The following is a 17656-nucleotide window of genomic DNA, read 5'->3' on the forward strand; positions in this document are numbered from 1 at the left end:
GCATCGCGGATAGAAATGAGGTCGATGATGTTATGAGCAAGACCATTGCCGCAGTCGCGACAGGGCCTGCTGCCGGACCGATTGGAATCATCCGCGTCTCCGGACCTCAAACCCTTGCGATTGTTGATACAATTTTTACCCCGCAGGGCGGCGGGGCGCTGTCTGAGCGCCCAAACCGCCTGCTTACCTACGGTGCCCTGCACAGCCGAGACGGCAAGGTCATTGACCACTGTCTGTGCTGTGTGATGCATGCACCGAATTCCTACACGGGAGAGGACATGGCGGAAATCCAGTGCCATGGCTCCCCTGCCGTGCTGTCTGAGACGCTGTCTGCGCTGTTTGCAAAGGGCGCCGTACAGGCAGAACCCGGCGAATTTACCCGACGGGCGTTTCTCGCCGGCAAAATGGACTTGTCCGGCGCCGAAGCGGTGCACGATTTGGTGACAGCCGTGACGACACAGGCGGCGGAAAACGCCGCCGCGCAGCTGGACGGTGTTGTCGGAACCCATATCTTTGAGATTCGGCAGCAGCTGGTCGATTTGGTGGCGGAATTTTTGGCGGTTGTCGATTATCCGGACGAAGAAATTGACTCGCATTTGTTTGACAGTGCGTGCGAAATTCTGCATCGGGCGACCAGTGAGCTGTACGACATGGCGGAGACCTATGAGCGCGGACGTATTTTGCGCGAGGGCATTCCGTGTGCCATTCTTGGCAGACCGAATGCCGGCAAGTCCTCCCTGCTCAATGCACTGGCGGGCGTAGACCGCGCCATCGTCACGAACATTCCGGGTACAACCCGCGATGTCATTGAAGAAACCATCCGAATCGGCGCGGTTGTTCTGCGTCTGTATGATACCGCAGGCCTGCGCGATACGCAGGATCCGGTGGAAAAGATGGGCATTGACCGCGCGATGAAGCAGGCACAGGCGTCGTCGCTGATTCTCGCCGTGTTTGATTCCAGTGACCACATTTCCGATGATGATTTGATGGTTATTGCGCGCACACACGGCAAACGGACGATTGCCGTCCTCAACAAGAGTGATTTGCCGTCCGAGCTGGACGTGCAGAACATTCAGCGGCATTTCGACTACGTTGTGTCCGTCAGCGCCAAAACCGGCGAAGGACTGCAGGAATTATATGATTTGATTCCGAAGGTGGTCGGCATGGACGGCATGAGCTTTGACGGAAGCACAATTACCAATGCGCGGCAGGCTGCTGCCCTAGTACGGGCGGCGGAACGCTGCGAGGAGGCATTTGTCGCAGCCCAGCTCGGCATGACGCCGGATGCAATTGTCATGGACGCAGAGGGCGCCATTGCGGCTCTCGGTGAGATTACCGGACAGACCGTCCGCGATGACATTGTATCTACCATTTTTTCGAAGTTCTGCGTGGGAAAATAATTGGGAATGGCTGCCATTCCGGATGGAAAATTTCTGTCCGGAATGGCGTTTTTTCACGGCATTTTTCGACAGCAAATGCTTGCGCTGTCCGGCGTGCTAATAAGTTTTGCACATTTTACACAGAGTTATCAACAGAAAGCACGACCAGACGACGGAGATGTTTGACGGATTAGGAAAATTTTCGACATTATTTTTGGTGAATTTGCTAGAGTTATACACAGTGTTATCCACAGTTGTGGATAACAAACGATAGCCGACGCAATAGAATGCGGTGTGTGCCTTGACCCGCTTTCCATTCTATGCTATGCTAAAATATCTGGAATTGCGCACTTTTGCCAGTACACAACAACGAACACAATAAGATGCACGGCATCTTTTGATACATATAAATACTATAAGAATAAAACATTATGAACTATACGGAAAGGAATGATATTCGTGCAATTTTTAGCTGGAACTGTAGACGTTGCAGTCATCGGTGCCGGTCATGCGGGCATCGAGGCGGCACTGGCGAGCGCACGACTGGGACTGAAAACCATTGTTTTTTCCATCAATTTGGATGCCGTCGGCAATATGCCATGTAATCCCGCCATTGGCGGCACGGCAAAGGGACATTTGGTGCGTGAAATTGATGCGCTGGGCGGCGAAATGGGACGTGCAGCGGATGCGGCGTGTATTCAGTATCGTCTGCTCAACCGCGGCAAGGGCCCTGCCGTGCACTCGCTGCGTGCACAGGCAGACCGTGCGCAATACAGAGAGTATATGAAGCATGTGCTCGAAAAGCAGGAAAACCTCATGCTCAAGCAAGCGGAGATTGTAGACATTACAACAGAAAACGGTGCTGTCACCGGTGTGACCACGCGAACCGGCGCACATTATGACGCCAAGGCGGTCATCGTCGCCACGGGCACGTATTTGCAGGGCAGAATTATCATCGGTGATATGTTCTATGACGGCGGTCCGGACGGCATGTTTGCCGCCATTGGCCTGACGGATTCTCTGCGCAAAATGGGCTTAAATCTCATGCGCTTTAAGACGGGTACCCCGCCGCGCGTCAATCGCCGCAGCATTGATTTCAGCGAATTGGAAGTGCAGGAGGGCGAAAAAGACTGTATTCCGTTCTCGTTTGAGACCGAGCATGTGCCGGAAAACCGTGCGGTGTGCCACCTGACTTACACCAATGCGACTACGCATGAGGTCATTCGCGACAATCTGAGCCGTTCTCCGCTGTATTCCGGCAAGGTAGAGGGCATTGGCCCGCGCTATTGCCCGTCTATTGAGGATAAAGTGGTGCGGTTTGCGGATAAGCCGCGTCACCAGCTGTTTATTGAGCCGATGGGCTTAAACACGGAAGAAATGTACATTCAGGGCTTCTCCTCCTCCATGCCGGAAGATGTACAGCTGGATATGCTGCATACCATCAAGGGCTTGGAACATGCGGAGGTCATGCGTCCGGCGTATGCCATTGAGTACGACTGCATTGACCCGCTGGAGCTGCTTCCGACGCTGGAAACCAAGAAGATTCACGGTTTGTACGGCGCCGGTCAGTTTAACGGCTCCTCCGGCTATGAAGAAGCGGGTGCACAAGGTCTGGTCGCCGGCATCAATGCCGCGCTCAAGCTCAAGGGAGAACCGCCGATGATTCTGGATCGCGCCGATGGGTATATTGGCACGCTGGTCGATGATCTCGTGACCTGCGGTACCAAGGAGCCGTACCGCATGATGACTTCGCGCAGTGAGTATCGCCTGATTCTGCGGCAGGACAATGCAGATGAGCGGTTGGTTGGCATTGGCACCCGTGTCGGGCTGAATTCGCAGGAACGCTGGGAAAAAGTACAGCGCAAATATGCCGCCGTCCAGCAGGAGATTGACCGTGTGGAACACGTCAATTTGGCGCCATCAGACGTCTTACAGGATTTCTTAAAACAGCATCACAGCACACCACTCAAATCCGGATGTAAGTTGTCTGACCTCGTCCGCAGACCGGAACTGAAATATGATGCCCTCGCTCCGTTTGATCCGGAACGTCCGACGTTATCCAAAGAGATTCGCGAGCAGGTCGAAATTCGCATCAAATATGAAGGCTATATCAAACGACAGCTGCGCGATGTGGAACAGTTCCGCAAGCTGGAAAGCCGCCCGCTGCCTACGGATTTGGATTACACACAAATTTCATCGCTTCGTCTGGAGGCCAGACAAAAGCTGCAGCAGGTACATCCGTTGAATTTTGGACAGGCATCGCGCATTTCCGGTGTGAGTCCGGCGGATATTACCGCCTTGATGATCGTCACAGAGATGATGGAAAAGGAGAAAAAGAATGACTGAATTGCTCAAAAACGGCTTTTCTGCCATGAAACTATCGGTTTCTGACGCACAGATTGCCCAGCTGGAGGATTTTACCGCCCGCATGCTGGAGACCAATAAGGTCATGAATCTCACGCGCATTACCGATCCGAAGGAGATTGCGGAAAAGCATCTGCTCGACTGTGCATCCCTGCTGCAGGCAGCGGATTTTTCAAAAAAATCCGTGGTAGATGTCGGCTGCGGCGCGGGCTTTCCGGGCATGCCGCTGCATATTTTGTGCCCGTCCTGCGAGTTGACGCTGCTCGATTCGCTTGGAAAACGCATTCGTTTTTTGCAGGGATGCATTGATGCGATGAATCTGTCCGATATCGAGGCGGTGCATGCCCGTGCGGAAGAATTCGCGGCAAAGCATCGCGAGCAGTACGATTTTGCGGTTTCCCGCGCCGTTGCACAGCTCAATGTGCTGGCAGAGCTGTCGCTTCCGCTCGTCAAGCAGGGCGGCGCGTTTATCGCAATGAAGAGCAAGGACACCGACGAAGAACTGGAGCGTGCAAAGAAAGCCATTTGTTTGCTCGGCGGAGAAATCGAGAAAATCATCGATTATACGATTCCGCACACCGAAATTACCCACCGCTTGGTGGTTATTCGAAAGAAAAATCACACACCGAAACAATATCCGCGTCCGTTCCGCAAGATTTCTGCATCCCCGCTGTGATTGTTTCACGTGAAACAGAGCGGCCGGATGTTTAACACATGTTTCACGTGAAACATACCAAGAATCACACGCGTTTCACGCAGAAATTACACACATAAAACGCGGTTTCCCTGTTGTTTCACGTGAAACAAAGTGGTATAATGAATACCGAAAAAGAAGTTATTCCGGAAAGGAAAATCACGTATGGGAAAAATCATTGCATTTGCAAATCAAAAAGGCGGCGTCGGAAAGACGACAACCGCCGTGAATCTTGCCGCTTCTTTGGCGGATCAGGGAAAAAAAGTTCTCGTGTGCGATTTTGACCCGCAGGGTAATGCGACTTCCGGTTTTGGTATTGACCCGCGCTCTCTCAAAACCAGTGTGTATGAGCTGGTCGTTTGCGATGCGCCGGTGGAAGAAGGAATTATCAAGACCAAGTGGGTCGATGTGATCGGCGCAAATGTCAATCTTGCCGGCGCAGAGATCGACATGATTGAAATGGATCGCCGCGAGTATCGGTTGAAGATGGTGCTCGATCAGGTGCGCGAGGAGTATGACTATATCTTCATTGACTGCCCGCCGTCTCTGGGACTGCTGACACTCAACTCTCTGTGTGCGGCAGATTCGTTTCTGGTGCCGCTGCAGTGCGAGTATTATGCACTGGAGGGTCTGACCCAGCTGATGACAACGGTGCGCGCCGTACAGCGCGGACTGAATGAGAATATCCGCATGGAGGGCGTGCTGCTCACCATGTTTGACGGACGCACGAATTTGTCCATTCAGGTGGTAGAGGAAGTCAAGCGTCACTTTGGCAAGAAGGTCTTTGCGACGGTGGTACCGCGCAACGTCCGCTTGTCCGAGGCACCGAGCCACGGCGAACCGATTACCGCGTACGATCGCTACTGCCGCGGTGCGGAAGCGTACATGGCACTGGCACAGGAATTTCTCAGAAGAAATGAAGCGTGAGAGAGGAGAAACGTATGGCAAATAAAAGTCTGGGACGCGGTCTCTCCGCATTGTTTGGGGAAGAAAATTTAGATCCGGCCGTGCCGCCGACGAGTGCAGAGCCGATTCGTCCGAAAAACGGATTCCGCAATCTGCCGCTCAGACGCATTGAGCCGAACCGCGCACAGCCACGCCGGTCCTTTGATGAAAAGGCATTGCAGGAGCTGGAAAACAGCATTCGCACGCATGGCGTTCTCGCGCCGATTACGGTTCGGCAGGGCGACAATGGATATTATCAGATTGTAGCTGGCGAGCGCCGCTGGCGTGCGGCACGCCGCGCAGGATTGGATACCATTCCGGCAATGGTCATTGATGCCGATGAGCAGACCATGATGGAATTGGCACTGATTGAAAACCTGCAGCGCGAGGATCTCAATCCGATGGAAGAAGCCGAAGGCTACCGCGCATTGATGGATCAGTTTGGCATGAATCAGGAGACCGTAGCGGCGCGCGTGGGACGTTCGCGTTCTGCGGTTGCCAATTGCCTGCGTCTGCTGACGTTGGATGAAGATGTGCGCAAGCTGGTAGAGGAAGGCAGACTGTCCAGCGGCCATGCGCGTGCTGTGCTGTCCATTCAGGATGAGAGCAAGCGATTAACCGCGGCGATGAGCATGGTACAGTCCGGCATGTCTGTGCGTCAGGCAGAGGCATACGTCAAAAAACTCAATCAGCCGGCGGAAAAGAAAACCGAGATGGAAGTACCGAAGGAGTTCCAGCCGGACTACTATGCAGAGGTGGAGCGCAAGCTGGAAGGCTCGCTGGGCCGCCGCGTACAGATTGATCATAAAAAGAAAAAAGGAAAGATCACACTGGAATATTACGGTGATGAAGATCTGGAACGGCTGGCAAATGCTCTGGCAGCTGTGACCCTTTGATGGAGGCTTGTCATGAGCGAAGAAAAAAAGAACATTCCGCCGGAGAATGATTCGGCACAGAAAAAACCGACGTTGGAAGAGGACATTAAGATTTATGAAGAAGCCGTGTCTATTGACCGCAGCCGGCAAAAGAGCCGTAGAGTCTTTGTATTCTATATCATCGGTCTGTTTTGCGTAGCACTGGTGCTGATTCTGCTCAGCTATGTCATGCAGGCGCATGCCAATCAGGAGCTGGAGGCACTGGGTACGCAGCTGACCGAACAGACCGACGCTGCCAACGGTGCAAGAGCAAAAGTGGATCAGCTGCAGGATTCCATTGATAAACTGCAGGCGGATCTGGCAGAAGCGCAGAAGCAGAATGGAACGCTGACCAAACAGTCAGAAGATGCTGCAAAGAATGCAGAGGCACTGGATCAGCTGTGGCAGCTGGAAAAGGCATATCAGGACGGGGAAAAAGATACCGCGCGCGAGATCATTGATAAGATGGACGCTGCGTATACGCGGGACGCCCTGACGAATGAGACCGCGGCACCGCTGACCGGCTCGGCGGCAAAAGAATATGCAGATATTTGTGATGCGTTGAACGCAGATGAATCATAAATTGAAATAACCATCCATAGCGGGCAAAGCGTCCGCATAGGGGTGTAAGAAAGGAAACATGAATCGTGTTAGATGTAAAGTTTATCCGAGAGAATACTGAGAAGTGCAAGACTCGTCTGGCTATGCGCGGCAAGAGCTATGACGAGGAGATTGATACTGCTCTGGCACTCGACCAGAAGCGCCGTGATATCATCGGCAAGGTTGAGGCTATGAAGGCGGAGCAGAATAAGGTATCCAAGTCCATCCCGCAGCTCAAGAAGGCTGGTGAGGATGTATCTGCTGTTCTGGCACAGATGAAGGAACTGAGTCAGGAAGTCAAGGCGCTGGACGCTGAGCAGGCAGAAGTAGAGCAGCAGCTGCATGATACCCTGCTGACCATCCCGAATGTACCGGCAGACAAGGTGCCGGAGGGTGCAGACGATACCTGCAATCCGGAACTGCGCCGCTGGAGCGAGCCGCGTGCGTTCGATTTCGAGCCGAAGGCACATTGGGACATCGGCAAGGATCTGGGCATTCTGGATCCGGACACCGCGGCAAAGGTAACCGGCAGCCGCTTCCATTTCTATAAGGGCATGGGCGCTCGTCTGGAGCGTGCAGTCATTAACTACTTCCTGAACACGCATACCGACAACGGCTACACGGAGATTCTGCCGCCGTTCATGGCAAATACCGCGTCTATGACCGGCACCGGTCAGCTGCCGAAGTTTGCAGAGGATATGTATCATCTGGAAAACACGGATCAGTATCTGATTCCGACGGCTGAGGTTCCGGTAACCAATATGTACCGCGATGATATCATTCCGGCAGAGCAGCTGCCGATTCGCTATGCAGCATACTCCGCATGCTTCCGCGGTGAGGCAGGCGCAGCAGGCCGTGACGCACGTGGCCTGATTCGTCAGCATCAGTTCAACAAGGTTGAGCTGGTAAACTTCACCGCACCGGAGGATTCTTGGAATCAGCTGGAGAACCTGACCCACGAGGCAGAAGCTGTTCTGCAGGGTCTGGGTCTGCCGTACCGTGTCGTTATCCTGTGCACCGGCGATGTAGGCTTCAGCTCTGCATGCACCTATGACATTGAGGTTTGGATGCCGTCTTATGGCCGCTATGTAGAGATTTCTTCCTGCTCCAACTTCCTGGATTATCAGGCACGCCGTGCAAACATCCGCTGCCGCAATGAGCAGGGCAAGCCGCAGTACGCGCACACCCTGAACGGCTCCGGCGTTGCAGTAGGCCGTACTGTAGCAGCCATTCTGGAGAACTACCAGAACGCAGACGGTTCTGTCACCGTTCCGGAAGCTCTGAGAGGCTTTATGGGCACTGACATTATCAAGTAAGATAAATCTTTGGTGTAATAGAAACCGCGCATCTCCGCAAGCAGAGATGCGCGGCTTTTTCGTGCGGAGAAGAAGGCACGTCTCTCCCTCTGGGAGAGATGTCGCGGAGCGACAGAGAGGGATTAGCCATGATATGCATTTGTCAACGTCTTGCCCTCTCAATCATTGGTTTCTACCTGTTCGGCGGCATTGCCGATGACATAGAACGTATACGGGTTGACGTTGCCGGTAGGCGTCAGACCATAGAGCTGCTGAAAGGTCAACACGTCATTGCGCGTCAGTTCTCCGTAAAATCCCGTTGCGGGCACAGGCTCAATCTGCGGATAGACTTCAGACAACCGATTGAGCCAGTTTTGCAGGCGTGTGACGTCTGCCGAGCGGGAGCCGAGAACCAACGTATTGGTCGGCGGAAAGACATCAGATGACAGCTTTTGCGAAGCGCGAATGGTTTCATAAGCGCGAATCAAATTGTTCCACGTGAAACTTCCGACGATGCCGTCCGGTGTCAAACCGACGCTGCGCTGGAAGGCCTGCACGGCGGTGCGTGTGTCGGTGCCGAAAATCCCGTCTATTTTGACAGGGGGAATATCGTTGTGAAACCGCCCGATGGTAGACAAAAAGAATTGCAGCAGGCGGACAGGGTCTCCGCGCATGCCCTCGCGCAAATCCTCCGGCAGTGTGCGGGAGATGTCCTGCAGCGTGATGCCGATGGCGTTGAGTTCTGCCAGCCGCAGCACGGCGTTGTAGACCGAGGTGATTTGATACCACGTGGCAGGGCCGACAATGCCATCCGGTGTCAAATTAAAAATCTCTTGAAAAGCCTTGACGGCAGATTCCGTGTTGGCATCAAAGACGCCATTCACCGGATAGATTTTGGGAATGGCGGGATAATTGTTTGAGATGCGGTTAAGACGGCTCTGCATGATTTCCACAGAGATGGAGGCATCGCCCAGACGCAGCGGCTGCCCCGGATAGGAGCGGACAGCAGGGCGCGTGGGAGCGGTGCGAATATCCAAATCTTCGCCGTAATAGCGTGTGAGGATTTGATAGGGGGTAAGTCCCTGATTGGCAAGATCGACGGTACCCCATTGGCTCAATCCGTCGCATTGCACGCGCCGACCGTCGCAATAGGCGGCAAACAGCGGCTGGATAAAATCAGGGCGGGCAAGATACTGGTTAAACAGCTCGTTGACGAGCACGGCGACATTTTCGAAAATATCCCGCCCGTTGACAAAGGCCTGATCGTAAGCGGTGGAATTGGTGATGTCAAAATCATAGCCGCGCGAACGATACCATTCGGTGTAGATACGGTTGAGGGCAAAGGAGACCTGCGCATAAATATTGGCACGCAGGGCGTTTTCCGGCCAAGTCGGATATAGCTCGCTGGAAGCAACATTTTGGATATACTCCAAAAAAGGAACCGTGACGTTTTCCGCCGGTTCGTCCGGTTTGCCGAGATGGACGGTAATGGTTTCTGGGATGTATGGGTATTCTGGCATTTATTCCCTCCCTGAACCGGACGGGCCTTTTTCCGTGCTGTCGATGATGATGCTTTTGCGCAGTTCCTCGATGGAGCGCGGCGGAATCATAGCAACGGGCAGAACTGTGGTGAGGTCGGCAAAAATAGCGACATCCAGTACGGTCACCGGACGATAATCCGGATGGTCAATGCTGACGCGGTATGAGGCAAATGGCGGTGCAGTCTCTGCATCGTGCTTGGTCAGTGCGGGAGCTTCAAGTGCAATCGGGGCGGTAGAGCCGTTGCTGTCTGTGCGGACAGAGACACAAGGTGTTTGGTTGTTGTCTGCGCAAAAAACGGTTATCTGGGCGCCTGCGACTGGCACTGCACCGCGTGCCGCGCGTGTCTGTACGATGAGTGTTCCTGTGGGCATGGTATCACCTCTCTGCTGTTGTGAACATACAGAGCAGTGTATGCAGGAGAACAGACGGATATGAGGGAGTAACCAGGTATCCCTGACAAATCAGACTGACTCCCATGCAGACTTGTCAGCGTACTGCTCCTTCTGTCACGGCTTTTTATCAGCAAAATAAAAGCACCGGCTCCGGAAATTTCCGGAACTGGTGCTTGATTTTTGTGCGAAACAAGTTTCAGTGATACTTACTGCTTTTCGTACATATACATGGTGTAGTTGTTGCCGTTGAGCATCAAAAACAGATGACCCTCAAACATGCCCACGGTATATACCTGCTTGCTGTTTCCGTTGTCGATGGTCAGGCAGTACGTCTTTTCATCATAGGTGTACGTGCAGGAATCCATCTGGTCATCCTCGCCCATCTTACAGGTGCCGTCATCCTTGAGCTTCAGCTCATAGGTGCCGCCGGTTGCATCCTTCCAGTTTCCCGTGAAATCGGAAAGCGCAATCGGTGTGGTGCGCTTGTCGCGGAAGAAATAGCACTGGCTTTGGTCGTAAAAGCATACCATGACATCGCCAAGTACGGTGCCGAACAAGGTTTCCTTGCCCTTTTCGTTGGACAGTACGACGTATTCTTCGTTCTTGAACGTGTCTGCCAGCTTAAAGCTGTCGTTCTGAGAATAGTATACGTATTTGCCGGACAGAGAATTCGTAGAAAATTTGGTGGCGATGGTGCTGGTGTATGTGCCGTCCGCATTGAATGTCACGGAGCGATCGGCCTCCGGTGCAGACCAAGTACCGTCAACGGTGATAGATGGATTTTCCAACACATCGTAGGTCTCAGCTGCCGTCGACGTGTCGCCGCCGCGTGTACAGCCGGAAAGTAAGCCAACTGCCATCACTGCAGTCAGGGCAAGGGACAGTATTTTTTTCATCATAGCTAGTCAATTCTCTCCATTTCTGTGATTCAGATACAATCTATTATACTTGTACAGACAACAGAAATCAATAAAAAATCCGGAGAGACAGAAATTAGCCGTTTTTCTCCGCCTTGAGCTGGCGCAGTGCCTTGACGACAATTTCCTGATCATCCAGATGATTTGGCTCGCCGGAAACGCAGACAGAACCAATCATGCCGGTGCCTGCGAGCACAATCGGCATACCGCCGCCGCCCGGTGCGAAGTCATCGGCATGCAGCTTGCGGTCCTCCAGAGATTCCCCGCTCTCGCTCAGCATGCAGCCAAAGCAAAGAGAACCCATCTGCATCAGTTCAACGGCGTTGCGCTTGCGCTCCAGCCACAGTTCACTGTCCGGACGGGCGCCGTCCTGAAAATACCGATATACGACTACGCCATTGATGACGATTTCTGTGGCAACCGGTGCCGGATAGCCCTGAGATGCTTCATTGATGAGCAGTCCCAGACGCAGCGCATCGGCGCGGGAAAATGAGGAGAAGGTTAGTTCCTGTTCCAATGCGGACAGAGAGGCAAACGTTTCAGACATAAAAATAGCCACCTTTCAATACTTATTGTATAAATAAGAATAAAATATACATAAGAGAAAAATAATGCTCTCGTATGTTTCTATCGGTATCGTATCATGTGCGGGAACGCTTGTAAAGAGAAAGTATGAAATTCTTAAGAATCTAAAAATCGCCAAAATTGTTGTTTTTTTTACGCAATGTGAGTATAATAAAAGGCACTGAACAGCAAGTAAACCATTATGGAAACAAATGGAAAAAGGAGATGAACATAGAGATGGCAGATGAATTTGAAACCAAGCCGGAAGAGGAGCAGAATAAGCGGGAGCAAGCCAAGCGAGATCTTGCCGATTTGCAGAAACTGATGGCACAGGTACAGGGCGATTCCTCCGCAAAGAGCGATCGCGATACACAGCCGGAGCCGGCAAAGCAAGAAGCCGTTTCTGTCGATGAACTGATTGACCGCGCGGCATCCGAAGCAGAACAGGATGCTGAGCCGGAAGACGCAGAGCAGGCAGAACAGGCGCCGGAAACACCATCTCAGATAGACGGAACACAATCCGATGACACGGAGACGAAGAAACCGCGGGAAGAACAATCCAAGCCGGAAGAATCGGAATCAACGGAACCGGAAGCATCTGAGACGCCGGAGGAAAAACAGCAGGCGGAGCAGGAGCAGCGAGAGCAGGTGCTGAATCAGCAAAAGCGCCGCCGACAGGCTGCACAGGCCGCTGCCGGCACACCGATTGAGCTGGATTTAAGAAAAAAGACAGCGGAAAAAACGCAGAAGCAGCAGCCGCACAAAACCCATAAGACGCACAAGGACGCAAGACTTGCGCGCAAACGGCGCAGACAGCTGATTCGCATGGGCACAGTTTTGGTCGTGTTCCTCGTCGCACTGGTGTTGATTGTCTCTATTGTGCGCGGCATTGCGGGCAGTGGAAAGAAAGATTCCGGGGATGCGGGCAAGCAGACGACTTCCGCCGTATCCAAAAACGAGAACAAAAAGGACAACGATACACCGGCAAGCCAGCAGGAGAGCAAGCAGTACTTAGCAATTAAGGATGATACGACGCTGCCGGATTACGCAAAGAAATATCCGGGCATGTATGCAACAGCTGCCACAACGCAGAAAAAGCTCAGCGACAAAAAGGTATGTTATTTGACCTTTGATGACGGTCCGTCGGATACCTGCACGCCGCAGATTCTGGACATCCTGAAAAAGTATCATGTGAAGGCAACATTTTTTGTCGTGACCAGCGAAATTGACGGCAATGAGAAACTGATTCAGCGCATTATTGATGAAGGTCATACGCTGTGCATCCATGCCAATGAGCATGAGTACAAAAAAATCTATGCCTCTCCGGAAGCTTATCTGGAGGACTTTGCAGCGGCATATGATAAGATTTATGCGCTGACAGGCTATAAAGTACAGGGATTCCGCTTTCCAGGCGGCAGCAACGGTCAGCTCAATCATTATGGCAATTATGACGCCATCATAAAAGAGATGACGCGCCGCGGCTTTGAGTATTATGACTGGAATGCCTATGACCATGATGCAGAGGGCGGCAGCTATTCCGCATCGCAGCTGGCACAGTATGCCGTACACGAAGTATCCATTAGCTCGCGCAACGATGTTATTTTGTTGATGCACGATACGTATGGAAAGGAAAATACCGTGAAGGCTTTGCCGAGCATTATTGAAGGCATCCAGAAGGAAGGCATTGAATGCCTGCCGATTACCAAGACCACGCGTCCGGTGCATTTCAGTGTCAATGAAAACACACCGGCGGAGTATACCGAGGAGACGAGCAGCGAAGATTCTGCAAAGAGCAGTGATTCTTCCAGCAAATCCGGCAAGAGTAGCGAAAGCTCTGCCAAGAGCAGTTCCTCCAAAAGCAAAACGAAAAACTAAAAGCAAAATCACCAGTTCTGGGAATACCGGCGCTGGTGATTTTTTACTGCTGCACTTCGTATGATAATCTGTCGAACAAACCAAACTTGTCTCTCCCTTTGGGAGAGATGTCGCGCAGCGACAGAGAGGGCTAATACCAGCTAGCATGTTTTTTGAAGATTCGCCCTGACACGAACCTGTCTGTGTGCTGCCCTCTCAGTCATTACTTGTCTCTCCCTTTGGGAGAGATGTCGCGGAGTGACAGAGAGGGCTTATCTTAGCTGTATATTCTCTCAGATTTGCCTGATACGAACTTTCCGGACTCAGCCCTCTCAGTCATTTGCTTCGCAAATGCCAGCTCTCCCAGAGGGAGAGCCAAGAAGCCGGTGCGAACCGCACGCTGAACAAATCAGAATTGACCTGATACAGACTTGCCCGCGTGCTGCTCCTTCTGCCACGGCGCAAACAATCTTTAATTCGTATATTTGCAATTTAATTATACAAATAGTAAATGCATGGTATAAAATCTCCTGTTTCCAATTGGGGACAGGTGGAGTATAATAAGGACAATACGTGCCTGCACGCAGGAGAACACGAAAATTCATTCCTGAGGTGGAAGTTATTATGAAAGACGGTTTTATCAAAGTAGCGGCAGCCACGCCGGAAATCCATGTGGCTGACTGCGCATTCAATGCAGACAATATTTTGACTCTGTGCCGCGAGGCAAATGAACAGGGCGTGCAGGTTGTTGGTTTTCCGGAGCTGTGTCTGACCGGATACACCTGTTCCGATCTGTTCTTGCACGAGGTTTTGCTGGAAGGCGCCAAGCAGCAGCTGCTCCGCATCGCCAAGGAGACCAAGGATATGGATATGCTGATTTTGATTGGCATTCCGGTGCGTGTGCGCGGTGCGCTGTATAACTGTGCCGCTGTTCTGCACAAGGGCGATATTCTGGGCATGGTGCCAAAGCGCAATATTCCGAACTATACCGAGTTCTATGAGCTGCGTCATTTTACCGAGGCAACCGCCGAGACCGCTGAGTATTTGACTTGGGGCGATCAGGAATTTGCACTCAGCCCGATGCAGGTATTCCAGTGCACAGAGATGCCGGAATTTACCGTCGGCGCAGAAATCTGTGAAGATTTGTGGGTATCCAATCCGCCGTCCAGTGCATTGGCAGCCGCAGGCGCGACGATTCTTTATAATCTGTCCGCTTCGGATGAAATTATCGGCAAGGCGGCATATCGCCGCGATTTGGTTCGGATGCAGTCGGGACGCGGACAGTGCGGTTATGTGTACTGCGATGCCGGTCAGGGCGAATCTTCTACGGATCTGGTCTTTGCCGCACACAATATTATTGCAGAAAACGGCTCGATTCTCGCGCAGTCCAAGCGCTTTGCAACCGGTTTGACGATTTCTGAAATTGATGTCAAGCGTATGGACTATGAGCGCCGCCGTCAGAACACTTTCCACACAGAGGATGTGTTTGATTACGCGGAAATCCCGTTTGATATGCAGCTGAGAGAGACCGAGCTGACCCGCCCGGTTGCACAGACACCGTTTGTTCCGTCCAATAAGGACGATCTGGCAGAACGCTGCGAGGAAATTCTGACGCTGCAGGCAACCGGCTTGGCAACCCGTGTCCGCCATGCACACGCAAAAACGGCGGTTGTCGGTCTGTCCGGCGGTCTGGACTCCGCGCTGGCGCTGGTTGTCACCGTTCATGCCTTTGATATGCTGGGACGTGACAGAAAGGATATTATTGCCGTGACGATGCCGTGCTTTGGCACGACCAGCCGCACGAAAAATAATGCACTGACACTGGCGGCGGCATATGGCACGACCTGCAAGACCATTGAGATTGGCGCATCGGTCACCCAGCATTTTATTGATATTGGACATGATATGGAAGACCATTCCGTGACGTTTGAAAACGGTCAGGCGCGTGAGCGCACGCAGGTGCTGATGGATCTCGCCAATAAAACCGGCGGCATGGTCATCGGTACCGGTGACCTGTCTGAATTGGCACTGGGCTGGGCAACCTATAATGGTGACCATATGTCGATGTACGGCGTCAACGGTTCGATTCCGAAAACACTGGTTCGCTATCTGACAGCATACGAAGCAGAGCGGGCGGGCGGAGAAACCGGTCGTGTTCTGCGCGATGTCCTCGCAACGCCGGTATCGCCGGAACTGCTGCCGCCGAAGGACGGAGAGATTTCGCAGAAAACAGAGGAGCTTGTCGGCCCGTATGAACTGCACGACTTCTATCTGTATTATCTGCTGCGATTTGGCATGGAGCCGAAGAAGATCTATCGTCTGGCAAAGCATGCGTTCGCCGGCATCTATGACGATGCAACAATTAAGAAATGGCTGACGACGTTTGTTCGCCGGTTCTTTATCCAGCAATTTAAGCGTTCCTGTCTGCCGGACGGCCCGAAGGTCGGTACGGTCACGCTGTCCCCGCGCGGAGACTGGCGCATGCCGTCGGATGCGGTCAGCGCCCTGTGGATGCAGCAGTGCGAGCAGCTGTGAGAATAACAAAGCCAGAGAGCCGCCCAAACGGGGCTGCTCTCTTTTTCGTCTTAGCGATTCTTTTCCCCTTCGTTAAAAATTTCATTTGAACACAAAGTGTATATTTTCTATAAATATTATAGTGTTGTAAAAATTGCGTGCAAAACGTGTGAAAAAACTGAGTAAATTCTTGGTAAATTATAAAAAGTGTTCAAAAAAAGTGCGTGAATTTCTTGACAAAGATTTCGGAATCGCTATAATATAAACGTGTGCATGTGCGCATGCACATAGATTAACCCGCATTCCTGAAGGTGCACCGTACTTTTAGCCGAAAGCCAGATCAGCAAAATGTGCGTTTGCAGATTTCACATGGAATTGATATTTTTTGGGAGGTTTACTGGTATGGATTTTAGGCTTACAAAAGAACAGGCACTGGTTCAGAAGATGTGCCGTGAGTTCGCTGTAAACGAAGTTGAGCCGATCGCTGCTGAGATCGACGCTGAAGAGCGTTATCCGTTTGAAACCGTAGAAAAGATGCGTAAGTACGGCCTGATGGGCATTCAGTTCCCGAAGGAACTGGGCGGCTCCGGCGGCGACACCATCTGCTACTCTATCGCTATCGAAGAAGCATCCCGCTTCTGCGGCACCACCGGCTGTATTATTTCTTCTCACGCAACACTGGGCGCTTGGCCGATTTTCAAGTACGGCACCGCTGAGCAGAAGGAGAAGTGGCTGCGTCCGCTGATCGACGGTCACAAGACCGGTGCGTTTGGTCTGACCGAGCCGAATGCCGGCACTGACTCTGCAGCACAGCAGACTGTTGCTGTAAAGCAGGAAGACGGCTCTTATGTCATCAATGGCTCCAAGGTATTTATCACCGGCGGCGGCATTGCTGACACCTATGTAATTTTTGCTATGACCGATAAGGCTGCAAGAAATCATGGTATTTCTGCATTTATCGTTGATAAGGACGATCCGGGATTCTCCATCGGCAAGATCGAGCATAAGATGGGTATCCGCGGCTCCCAGACTGCTGAGCTGGTATTTGAAGATATGGTTCTTCCGGCAGACCGTCTGCTGGGCAGAGAAGGCCAGGGCTTCAAGATCGCTATGACCACCCTGGACGGCGGCCGTATCGGCATCGCTTCTCAGGCACTGGGCATCGCACAGGGTGCACTGGATCAGGCTATTGCTTACATGAAGGAGCGTGTACAGTTCGGTAAGACGCTGTCCAAGTTCCAGGGTCTGCAGTGGATGATCGCTGACATGGAGACTCAGGTAGACGCTGCTCGTCTGCTGGTTCGCCGTGCTGCATTCAACAAGGATAACGGCCTGCCGTACAACAAGGAAGCTGCTATGGCTAAGCTGTTTGCTGCTGAGACCGCTATGGACGTTACCACCAAGGCTCTCCAGATCTTCGGCGGTTACGGCTACATCCGTGAGTACCCGATGGAGCGTATGATGCGTGATGCGAAGATCACTGAGATCTACGAAGGCACTTCTCAGGTACAGCGCATGGTAATCGCTAACAACGTACTCGGCAAGTAAGATAGGGAGGAAACTGAATCATGAAAGTTATCGTATGCGTAAAGCAGGTTCCGGATACTTCTGGTAAGGTTGCAGTAAAGCCGGACGGAACTCTGGACCGCGCTTCTATGGCAGCAATCATCAATCCGGATGAT

General features: G+C 52.3%; 14 protein-coding genes and 1 pseudogene. 11 read left to right on the plus strand and 4 right to left on the minus strand.

Annotated features, from left to right (window positions below; translation table 11 throughout):
- Window positions 1-32: 32 nt before the first annotated feature.
- The 7 genes from mnmE to serS all read left to right on the plus strand — a co-directional run bounded on the left by mnmE (window position 33) and on the right by serS (window position 8212).
- The gene (gene mnmE, locus KQI75_RS12770; protein WP_216471217.1) at window positions 33-1400 is read left to right on the plus strand and encodes a tRNA uridine-5-carboxymethylaminomethyl(34) synthesis GTPase MnmE; all 1368 of its coding nucleotides are present in this window, start codon (window positions 33-35) and stop codon (window positions 1398-1400) included.
- A 438-nt stretch (window positions 1401-1838) separates the two neighbouring features.
- On the plus strand, window positions 1839-3725 hold the full coding sequence (gene mnmG / locus KQI75_RS12775) for a tRNA uridine-5-carboxymethylaminomethyl(34) synthesis enzyme MnmG (RefSeq protein WP_216471218.1): 1887 nt from the start codon (window positions 1839-1841) through the stop codon (window positions 3723-3725).
- On the plus strand, window positions 3718-4419 hold the full coding sequence (gene rsmG, locus KQI75_RS12780) for a 16S rRNA (guanine(527)-N(7))-methyltransferase RsmG (RefSeq protein WP_216471219.1): 702 nt from the start codon (window positions 3718-3720) through the stop codon (window positions 4417-4419). The genes mnmG and rsmG overlap by 8 nt, the downstream gene beginning before the upstream one ends.
- A 183-nt stretch (window positions 4420-4602) precedes the next feature.
- The gene (locus tag KQI75_RS12785; protein WP_216471220.1) at window positions 4603-5364 is read left to right on the plus strand and encodes a ParA family protein; all 762 of its coding nucleotides are present in this window, start codon (window positions 4603-4605) and stop codon (window positions 5362-5364) included.
- Between the two features lie 14 nt (window positions 5365-5378).
- Entirely contained in the window at window positions 5379-6278 is a 900-nt protein-coding gene (locus KQI75_RS12790) for a ParB/RepB/Spo0J family partition protein (RefSeq protein WP_216471221.1), read from the plus strand.
- Window positions 6279-6290: 12 nt separating this feature from the next.
- The gene (locus KQI75_RS12795) at window positions 6291-6878 is read left to right on the plus strand and encodes a hypothetical protein (protein ID WP_216471222.1); all 588 of its coding nucleotides are present in this window, start codon (window positions 6291-6293) and stop codon (window positions 6876-6878) included.
- A gap of 65 nt (window positions 6879-6943) precedes the next feature.
- Entirely contained in the window at window positions 6944-8212 is a 1269-nt protein-coding gene (gene serS / locus KQI75_RS12800) for a serine--tRNA ligase (RefSeq protein WP_216471223.1), read from the plus strand.
- A gap of 158 nt (window positions 8213-8370) precedes the next feature.
- Here the strand turns inward: serS and KQI75_RS12805 are convergent, their stop codons facing one another.
- From KQI75_RS12805 to KQI75_RS12820, 4 genes are all read right to left on the minus strand, one after another.
- Window positions 8371-9711 (minus strand): peptidoglycan-binding protein, encoded by a 1341-nt coding sequence (locus KQI75_RS12805; protein ID WP_216471224.1) that lies wholly within the window; start codon window positions 9709-9711, stop codon window positions 8371-8373.
- Window positions 9712-10104 carry a carboxypeptidase-like regulatory domain-containing protein gene (locus tag KQI75_RS12810; protein WP_216471225.1) on the minus strand — a complete coding sequence of 131 codons (393 nt, stop codon included), beginning with the start codon at window positions 10102-10104 and terminating at the stop codon, window positions 9712-9714.
- Window positions 10105-10331: 227 nt separating this feature from the next.
- Window positions 10332-11024 carry a hypothetical protein gene (locus KQI75_RS12815; protein WP_216471226.1) on the minus strand — a complete coding sequence of 231 codons (693 nt, stop codon included), beginning with the start codon at window positions 11022-11024 and terminating at the stop codon, window positions 10332-10334.
- Between the two features lie 94 nt (window positions 11025-11118).
- Window positions 11119-11589, minus strand: coding sequence for a heme-binding protein (locus tag KQI75_RS12820; protein ID WP_216471227.1), 471 nt, complete (start codon window positions 11587-11589; stop codon window positions 11119-11121).
- 254 nt (window positions 11590-11843) lie between these two features.
- On the opposite strand from KQI75_RS12820, the gene KQI75_RS12825 reads away from it, so the two are divergent.
- The 4 genes and pseudogenes from KQI75_RS12825 to KQI75_RS13650 form a co-directional block, all read left to right on the plus strand.
- Complete coding sequence (locus KQI75_RS12825; protein WP_216471228.1) at window positions 11844-13481, plus strand: polysaccharide deacetylase family protein; 1638 nt, start codon at window positions 11844-11846, stop codon at window positions 13479-13481.
- A gap of 603 nt (window positions 13482-14084) precedes the next feature.
- Window positions 14085-15995, plus strand: coding sequence for an NAD(+) synthase (locus KQI75_RS12830; protein ID WP_216471229.1), 1911 nt, complete (start codon window positions 14085-14087; stop codon window positions 15993-15995).
- Between the two features lie 381 nt (window positions 15996-16376).
- Window positions 16377-17522 (plus strand): acyl-CoA dehydrogenase, encoded by a 1146-nt coding sequence (locus KQI75_RS12835; protein WP_216471230.1) that lies wholly within the window; start codon window positions 16377-16379, stop codon window positions 17520-17522.
- A gap of 20 nt (window positions 17523-17542) precedes the next feature.
- Window positions 17543-17656, plus strand: a pseudogene (locus KQI75_RS13650) (electron transfer flavoprotein subunit beta); the annotation flags it as partial.

Source organism: Butyricicoccus intestinisimiae (genome assembly GCF_018918345.1).
In the GTDB taxonomy this organism is placed as follows: Bacteria; Bacillota; Clostridia; order Oscillospirales; family Butyricicoccaceae; genus Butyricicoccus_A; species Butyricicoccus_A intestinisimiae.

Excerpts from the sequence above, each read along its gene's own strand:
- mnmE (WP_216471217.1), top strand. The coding sequence starts at position 33 with ATGAGCAAGACCATTGCCGCAGTCGCGACAGGGCCTGCTGCCGGACCG.
- rsmG (WP_216471219.1), top strand. The coding sequence starts at position 3,718 with ATGACTGAATTGCTCAAAAACGGCTTTTCTGCCATGAAACTATCGGTT.
- KQI75_RS12785 (WP_216471220.1), top strand. The coding sequence starts at position 4,603 with ATGGGAAAAATCATTGCATTTGCAAATCAAAAAGGCGGCGTCGGAAAG.
- KQI75_RS12790 (WP_216471221.1), top strand. The coding sequence starts at position 5,379 with ATGGCAAATAAAAGTCTGGGACGCGGTCTCTCCGCATTGTTTGGGGAA.
- KQI75_RS12795 (WP_216471222.1), top strand. The coding sequence starts at position 6,291 with ATGAGCGAAGAAAAAAAGAACATTCCGCCGGAGAATGATTCGGCACAG.
- KQI75_RS12805 (WP_216471224.1), bottom strand. The coding sequence starts at position 9,711 with ATGCCAGAATACCCATACATCCCAGAAACCATTACCGTCCATCTCGGC.
- KQI75_RS12810 (WP_216471225.1), bottom strand. The coding sequence starts at position 10,104 with ATGCCCACAGGAACACTCATCGTACAGACACGCGCGGCACGCGGTGCA.
- KQI75_RS12815 (WP_216471226.1), bottom strand. The coding sequence starts at position 11,024 with ATGATGAAAAAAATACTGTCCCTTGCCCTGACTGCAGTGATGGCAGTT.
- KQI75_RS12820 (WP_216471227.1), bottom strand. The coding sequence starts at position 11,589 with ATGTCTGAAACGTTTGCCTCTCTGTCCGCATTGGAACAGGAACTAACC.
- KQI75_RS12825 (WP_216471228.1), top strand. The coding sequence starts at position 11,844 with ATGGCAGATGAATTTGAAACCAAGCCGGAAGAGGAGCAGAATAAGCGG.
- KQI75_RS12830 (WP_216471229.1), top strand. The coding sequence starts at position 14,085 with ATGAAAGACGGTTTTATCAAAGTAGCGGCAGCCACGCCGGAAATCCAT.
- KQI75_RS12835 (WP_216471230.1), top strand. The coding sequence starts at position 16,377 with ATGGATTTTAGGCTTACAAAAGAACAGGCACTGGTTCAGAAGATGTGC.